This window comes from Mesorhizobium sp. M4A.F.Ca.ET.022.05.2.1, from assembly GCF_003998845.1.
GTDB lineage: Bacteria > Pseudomonadota > Alphaproteobacteria > Rhizobiales > Rhizobiaceae > Mesorhizobium.
This window is the reverse complement of the sequence record NZ_RZOJ01000316.1, coordinates 1-6,967: the sequence shown is the minus strand read 5'-3', so window position 1 is coordinate 6,967 and position 6,967 is coordinate 1. Positions and strand designations below refer to the sequence as shown.

The following is a 6,967-nucleotide window of genomic DNA, read 5'->3' as shown; positions in this document are numbered from 1 at the left end:
CCATAAGATGATGCTCGACGGCCTCGGCCGCCGAGACGTGGCCGCCGCGCTCGGCGGCAAGGCCGCTGCGCAGCAGGGCGAGCCTATCGCGCCTTATGCAGCACGAGATCGACATGCGGCCATGATCGGCCATGACCATGCCGCCATAGCCGCCGGGAAACGTGATGAGCGGCATCAGGTCGGGCGCCAGGGACGATCCGGTGAAATGCGCCTTGAAGCCGAGCAGGTCGGAGGGGCGGCTTTTCTTTTCGAGCTGGCTCGGCAGCGGTCCAGGCTCCCACGAGCCGTGCGCGGCGACGACCACCGGCGCCCGCAGGATCGTCGCCTCATCGCGGCAGTCCCTTGCTTCAATCCGCACCGCTTGGCAGTCGCCTTCGCGCTCGACGGCGACGGCGCGGCAGGGCTGGAAGACTTGCGCCCCGGCCGATCGGGCCGCATCGAGGAGCAGGATATCCAGAACGTCGCGGCCCAGCGCGCGGCCGAAGCCGGCTCTTGCCGCCGGCCCGAGCCTTGCGCCCGGCATCTCGGCCTCGATGCAGGCGTCGCCGGAAAAGAGCCCGACGCGGCGGATTTCGGGACCGGCTTCGGCGCGCCATGCATCGCCGATCCCGAGCCGGTCGAGAAGCGTGAGATTGCTTGCCGAGATGTATTCGCCGCACACCTTGCGGCGCGGAAACATGTTCTTTTCCACGATCGCCACGCCCCACCCGCGCCGGGCAAGCGCCAGCGCAATCGACGTTCCCGCGGGGCCGGCGCCGATAACGATCGCGTCGTGGGTGGACGGCCGCCTCATGGCGCGTCCACGGCCGGCATCGAGCTCGCGCCGACGAAGACATGCGAGAAGGCTCCGGCGCGCCGTTCCTCGAGCGGTCTGCCGCCGGCAGCGCTCCAGAGGCTGGAAAGCTCGCGGCCGCGGAAGCCGGCGCGCACACTCTGAGGGGCGTCATGCCTGGTGACATCATTGGCGCCGATCGCCCATAGAAGCCGCGCCGCGGCCAGCGCCCAATTCGCCCGCAGCGGTTCTGTCGCCAGGATGAGCGGAGCCTTGCGCCGCAAAAGCAAAAACAGGCGCAGCAGTCCGGCGTCGTCGAAATGATGCAAGAACAGGTTGACCGTGATCGCGTCGAAGGGCCTGCCGTCCGTCTTCTGCGCCCAGTCGACGACGTCGGCAGTGACGGTTTCGAGCTTCCATCCCAGCCTGGCGAAATCGGCGGCGAGCGCTGGCGTGACGAGACCGACGCGATCGAGCATCGTCAGTTCCACCCGGGCCAATCGGTGGCCAAGCGGCGGGCCACCTTGAGCATGAAAGTGCCGTCGCCCGCGCCGATCTCCAGAATGCGCTCGGGCGGCTTCGGCAAGAATTTCCGCAGCAGCATGGCCATGATCGGCGCCTGGAACATCAGCGCGTTGATGCGGGCGAGATCGCGGCGCGAGCGCAGCGCCCGCGCATCGTCGGCGGCGAGCCCATCCAGGATTTCCGGGACGAGGCTGCGCTGCGCGAGCGCGGTCATGAGACGGTCCTGAACAGCATGGTCTCGGCCGTCAGGCCGGGTCCGAAAGACATGCCGCAGCCCAGCAGTCCGCCGGGCCTCTTCAGCATCTCCTCCATCACGAACATGACCGTCGCAGACGACATGTTGCCGTAGCGGCGCAGCACCTCGCGCGACGGCTCGAGCGCGGCCGGTTCGAGAGCGAGCGCCCTTTCGACGGCGTCGAGAATGCTGCGCCCGCCGGGATGCACGGCCCAGAGGTCGATCGCCTCCGGCGGCCGGCCACCAAGGATGGCGTCCTGGCTGCTTCGCAACGCTTCCTGGACCGCCCCCGGGACCTTGCCGGAAAGAAACATGTCGAAGCCGTGGTCGCGGATATCCCAGGTCATCAGGTCCCGCTGCTCGTCGGCGACGGCGCAATAGAAGGAGTCGAGCTCGATGCCGGGCGGCTCGGCGGTCACGAGCGTCGCCGCGCAGCCATCGCCCCAAAGGCAGAAAGAGAGCAGCTTTTCCAGCTCGTCGGTCTCCCTGATGTGCAAGGTGCATATTTCGATATTGACCAGCAGGATCCTGGCTCGCGGGTTGGAGCGGACGATGTGGCGGGCAAGCTTGAGGCCGCTGACCGCCGCATAGCAGCCCATGAACCCGATTATCGTGCGCTCGATGCCATCCGGCAGGCCGCAGCGCCGAACCAGGTCGAGGTCGATACCGGGCGCGGAGAAACCGGTGCAGGTGGTAACGATGAGGTGCGTGATGCGCGACGCCTCGTCGCCAAGATGCAGCCCGTCGACGCCGCTTTGCGCCAGGACGGGGGCGGCTTCGCTGAACATCGCCATTCTGACGGCCGTTCCGGGAAACGCGCCACGCCTGAAGGTCCCGGCGAAGTCGGCCGACGGCCCTTCGGGTTCGAGGGCGGGCGCGAAGCAGGAAAAGCGGTGCTCGATGCCGGCGAGGCCGGCCATGCGTTCGAATATTCTCCTGCGATCGGGGGCCAGCATCGAGGCTGCGTAGCGCAGGTAGAACTGGTGGACGTCGTGCTGCGGAACCGCCGTCGCGATCCGGTTGATATAGGCGTTGGCGGACACGTTTCTGTCTCCCTGGGCTCGGGCGCGATGCGCCGGAGGGGTTTTTGCTACTGACAGGCGCCAAGCGTTGAGCGTTGCCTATTCGATAAACGTTTCGGAAAACCTGTTTCTTCCTGGCGGTCCAAAAGATTCTGGAAGGATCATACGCAAAATCAAAGTGTTACGGTGTCTTCCGCGCGCGAAGGGCACGCCGGCCACGAGCGCATGGAGCCGGCGGGAATCTTCAGTCCGTCAGGCAAAAGCTTCGGGCCGATCACTTGCTGCCTTGCACCGCTCCGGGCACGATCAAGGCTCCCTGATCGCGCTCCGAATACCTGAAGCCGATAAAGAACAAGGCGATGATGATGAGGCAGATCGCCAGCACGGTGGCGAGGATCCTTCCCGGGTGGTTTTCGGCAGGCTGTTTGTCTTCCATGGCGGTTCGCCTCGCTTATAAACCCGACCGGAGCGGCAAGGGTTCCAAGCTCCCAGGCGCAATGGCCGGATTGAGGAAGCCGATCGCCGCGATCACGTGACATCGATGACGACCATCAGCCCGCCGCCGCCTTTCTCCTCGACATTGTTGTTCGTCGTGTGGTGCGGGATGTGGCAGTGGATGAGCCACTTGCCCGGGCGCTGCGCCTTCCAGACGGCGTCATACCGCTGCCCCGGGCCGACATTGATCGTATCGGCAAGGAAGCGCGCCGAGGGTGGGATCGTCTCGCCGTCGCGGGCAACGACCTCGAACGGTCCGCCATGGATGTGCATCGGGTGGATGAAGCCATTGTTCGTGCCAATGAAGCGCACCTTAAGCGTCTCGCCGACCTCCATCTTGATAGTGTCAGTTGAAGGATAAGCCCTGCCGTTGATAGTGAAGAAATTCGGCATGCCGCCGTCCATCGGCATCGACGGATAGGTCAGACCCTCGCGCACCAGCCATTCCTGCAGCTCGATGACATAATCATGATCGGCCACGACCTCGTCGGCAGGATTGGCGGGATCTATGATCAGCGCCCCGTAGAGACCGAGCGCCTGGGTCCGGTCGGGCTTGGCGTGCGGATGGTAGAAATAGGTTCCGTGCTGCGTTGCAGTGAACTCGTAGGAATAGGTCCGTCCAGGTTCGATCGGCGCTTGTGTGATCTCCGCGGGCCCATCCATCTGGTTCGGCAGGATCATGCCGTGCCAGTGAATCGTCGTTTCCTCGGGCAGATCGTTGGTCACGTTGATCCGCACCTTGTCGCCCTGCCGAATGTGAATGCGCGGGCCGGGAATCTGGCCATTATATGCATAGGCATCCACCGCCACGTTCGGCAGGATCTGCCAGCGGATCACCGAAGGGCGTAGTTCGAACACCTTGACGTCGTTCTCCACTCGAAAAGGCAATTCCTGATCGCCTTTTTTCGTCAAATCATAGGTAGCGCTCACGAGGCGCGGGTTGGTGGCTGCCATATCGCGCATGGCGTCAGCCGGCGTATCGCGATCCATGATCATGCCCTGGGGCATGATCACCCCGCCGACGTCGCGGGCCGACAGCGTGAGGTTCAGCCAGTTCGCCGGACCCGCCATGCCAATTGCGAGCGCGACCAGGGAAACCGCCCCGAGCGCAATCACCTGTGCCGTTGTCGCGTCCGTCTCCATATGGTGGCCGTCCTTGCCTTTGCGGGAGGCCATGTCGTGGCCCCTTCCGTGACGGTCAGTGGCGTCGGCCTGCTGCATCTGCATGTGGGCGTGTTGTCTCTTTGCAGGCTGTTCCCGACTGCCCCTCTCGGCGGGTGGCGGGCGCTGCGTCATCAGCCCGTGCTTCAATTTTCGTGCAACCAGCCACACATTGGCGGGATAGGCGAGTGTAAAACCGGCGATGACACCGATCGACATCACACCCCAGAATAAGAGTTCCGTCGGCTCCATGGCCCGCATGTCGCGGCCCATCATCAGGAAGCTCATGACCGGCGCCATGCCGGCCATCATGAAATTCATGGAGATGAACTCGGGCAGGAAACTCTTGCGCACATTCTCCCAGTAAGTGCCGCCCATCATCGATTTCATGAACAGCGACTGGAAGATGAACAGACCGAAGGCAAAGCCGGCCAGATATTCGACGATGAGGTCGAGCCACATCGGCAGGCCGAGCGTGGCGGTGATGACGGCGGCGAGGATGATGCCGGTGGCATCGCCAGCGACGCAATGGATGGTCGAGCCGACGCCCTGTTTCCAGAGCGGGCTGGTGAAGGCCTCATGCTCGCCGGGGCGCGGCTCCTTGTCGGCCAATACATAGAGCAGCAGTCCCAGCGGACCCATATAGAGCGTCACAAGGATAAAACCCCATTTCATCACCACCGGTTCGGGGTTGTTGCGGTACTGGTCGATGCCGACATAGAGGGTCGAGGCCGCCGCAATCGCGAACCAGGCAATGAGGAAATAGTCGATCGGCTGGATGAGCATGATTGCGGCCTCGTCCCATGAACGGCTGGTTGTATTCCCTGCACATGAACGCGGCCGCGGCCATTGCGATCCGACTGCAGTCCAGTAGCCAGTTCGATCCCGCTTGACCTTCCAGCAACTGGAACCCTTAGCGTGACGGAATCCGGCGGCGGACTTCCTCACTATCCAGGAGCAAAACATGCATCGACGCAGTTTTCTGGCGGCAGGCCTGGCGACGGTTCTGGCGAGCCCACGGGCGCTGGCGCAGATGAAGATGGACGACATGCCGAACATGGACTCCATGCCGGGCATGGACATGGGCGGCCATACCGGACACGACATGGGCACGATGGCGCAAGGCGCAGTCACCCTGCCCGAAGGCCAGCCGTTGCGTGAGCTGCCGCTGCTGGCCAACGAGGCCGGCCGACCCGGCCTTTTCAAGGCGCGGCTGACAGCATCGCCTGCCACGGCGCATTTCGCCGAAGGGCAAGACACGCCGATCCTCGCCTATAACGGCACGAGCCCCGGGCCGCTGATCGAGGCCTTCGAGGGCGACCGTGTCGAGATCACCTTCGCCAACCGCATCGATGGCGAGGCAAGCACCATCCACTGGCACGGCATGCCGGTGCCGGCCGACCAGGACGGCAATCCGATGGATCCGGTGGCGGCGGGCACCGAGCGCGTTTATGCCTTCGATCTGCCGGAAGGCTCGGCCGGCACCTACTGGTACCACCCGCATCCGCACGGCAGGACGGCCGAGCAGGTCTATCGCGGCCTGGCCGGCGCCTTCGTCGTTAAGGCCAAGGCCGATCCTGTTCCGGCCGAATATGGCGACACGGTGCTGGTGTTCACCGACCTCAGGCTCGCCGCCGACGGCTCGATGCCCGCCAATTCGATGAGCGATCTGATGAACGGCCGCGTCGGCGACCATGTGCTGGTCAACGGCCAGAAGAACCCCAGACTTGCCGTGGCGAAGGGTGCGAAACGGCGCCTGCGCCTCTACAACGCCACCAATGCGCGCTTCCTGAAGCTCGCCTTCGACGGCGCTCCGATGACGATCATCGGGACGGATGGCGGGCCGCTGGCGGCGCCAGTGGCGGCCGACGAGATCCTGCTCAGCCCGGGCGAGCGCATCGAGCTGGTAGTCGCCTTTGACAACCCCGGACCCATCACTCTGTACACGCTCGACTACGATCGCGGCTGGATGGGCACCGGCCGCCCGGCCGATGCGGGGCTGACGCTGCTGACCGTTGACGTCTCCGAAGAAACGGGAGAAGCGATGCCGCCGATACCGGCGCGGCTGCGCCCAATCGCGCCGCTTGCCGCCCCCGCGCTCTCCCGGCGCCTCGTCCTCACCGAGACCATGGCGATGAACGTCACCGGCATGGAGATGGGCTTCCTGATCAACGGCAAGGCCTTCGACATGGGACGCGTCGACATCGTCGGCAAGGCCGGCGAGACCGAGCTCTGGGAGATCGTCAATCGGGCCGACATGGATCATCCCTTCCATGTCCACGGCACGCAATTCCAGGTGATCGAGCACGAGCGCGACGGCAAGGTCTCCAAGCCGCCCTTCCTTGCCTGGAAGGACACTGTCAACGTGGCGCGCGGCGAGACGCTGCGGCTGCTGTTGCGCCAGGAGCGGCCCGGCCGGCGCATGTACCACTGCCACATCCTCGAGCATGAGCATCTCGGCATGATGGGCGTGCTCGACGTCACGGCATGAGAACCGGCGTCGCGTCCAGAGCGGCGATGCTTGCGCTCGCCGGCTCGCTCGTCCTGTCGTCGCCGCTGGCCGTCGCCTCGGATGATGCCATCGTGGCCACCCGCCAGGCCTCGATGAAGGCGATGGCGGCGGCGGCGAAGACCGTAGCCGAGATGTTCGACGGCAAGCGCGCCTATGACCCAGCCGGCTTCAAGGCGGCGGCCAAGGCGTTGCGCGCCCGCACCGGTTCTGCCCTGATCGGCGAATTCCCGGCGGGCACGCTCGGC

General features: G+C 65.0%; 8 protein-coding genes. 2 read left to right on the top strand and 6 right to left on the bottom strand.

The window, feature by feature from the left end; all coding sequences use genetic code 11:
- From EN745_RS25955 to EN745_RS25940, 6 genes are all read right to left on the bottom strand, one after another.
- Nucleotides 1–793: FAD-dependent oxidoreductase (locus tag EN745_RS25955; RefSeq protein WP_145992134.1), on the bottom strand; the 793-nt coding region annotated here is incomplete at its 3' end.
- Nucleotides 790–1,251 carry a hypothetical protein gene (locus tag EN745_RS37220; protein ID WP_245487836.1) on the bottom strand — a complete coding sequence of 154 codons (462 nt, stop codon included), beginning with the start codon at nt 1,249–1,251 and terminating at the stop codon, nt 790–792. The genes EN745_RS37220 and EN745_RS25955, both read right to left, overlap by 4 nt.
- 2 nt (nt 1,252–1,253) lie before the next feature.
- Nucleotides 1,254–1,511 (bottom strand): hypothetical protein, encoded by a 258-nt coding sequence (locus tag EN745_RS37215; protein ID WP_245487835.1) that lies wholly within the window; start codon nt 1,509–1,511, stop codon nt 1,254–1,256.
- Nucleotides 1,508–2,575: a type III polyketide synthase gene (locus EN745_RS25945; protein ID WP_127422588.1), complete on the bottom strand. Its 1,068-nt coding sequence runs from the start codon at nt 2,573–2,575 to the stop codon at nt 1,508–1,510. Before EN745_RS25945 ends, EN745_RS37215 begins: the two co-directional genes overlap by 4 nt.
- Before the next feature lie 253 nt (nt 2,576–2,828).
- A complete protein-coding gene (locus tag EN745_RS36310) occupies nt 2,829–2,990 on the bottom strand; it encodes a hypothetical protein (RefSeq protein ID WP_189347868.1) in 162 nt (53 codons plus the stop codon).
- Between the two features lie 92 nt (nt 2,991–3,082).
- On the bottom strand, nt 3,083–4,996 hold the full coding sequence (locus EN745_RS25940) for a DUF4396 domain-containing protein (RefSeq protein WP_127422587.1): 1,914 nt from the start codon (nt 4,994–4,996) through the stop codon (nt 3,083–3,085).
- Nucleotides 4,997–5,174: 178 nt separating this feature from the next.
- Here EN745_RS25940 and EN745_RS25935 point away from each other — a divergent pair, with 178 nt between their 5' ends.
- Together EN745_RS25935 and EN745_RS25930 are read left to right on the top strand one after the other, a co-directional pair.
- Nucleotides 5,175–6,701 carry a multicopper oxidase family protein gene (locus EN745_RS25935; RefSeq protein WP_127422586.1) on the top strand — a complete coding sequence of 509 codons (1,527 nt, stop codon included), beginning with the start codon at nt 5,175–5,177 and terminating at the stop codon, nt 6,699–6,701.
- On the top strand, nt 6,698–6,967 hold a 270-nt coding region (locus tag EN745_RS25930; RefSeq protein WP_189363162.1), incomplete at its 3' end, for a cytochrome c. The genes EN745_RS25935 and EN745_RS25930, both read left to right, overlap by 4 nt.

Coding starts and splice junctions, on each gene's coding strand:
- EN745_RS25940 (WP_127422587.1), bottom strand. CDS start 4,996: ATGCTCATCCAGCCGATCGACTATTTCCTCATTGCCTGGTTCGCGATT.
- EN745_RS25935 (WP_127422586.1), top strand. CDS start 5,175: ATGCATCGACGCAGTTTTCTGGCGGCAGGCCTGGCGACGGTTCTGGCG.
- EN745_RS36310 (WP_189347868.1), bottom strand. CDS start 2,990: ATGGAAGACAAACAGCCTGCCGAAAACCACCCGGGAAGGATCCTCGCC.
- EN745_RS37215 (WP_245487835.1), bottom strand. CDS start 1,511: ATGACCGCGCTCGCGCAGCGCAGCCTCGTCCCGGAAATCCTGGATGGG.
- EN745_RS37220 (WP_245487836.1), bottom strand. CDS start 1,251: ATGCTCGATCGCGTCGGTCTCGTCACGCCAGCGCTCGCCGCCGATTTC.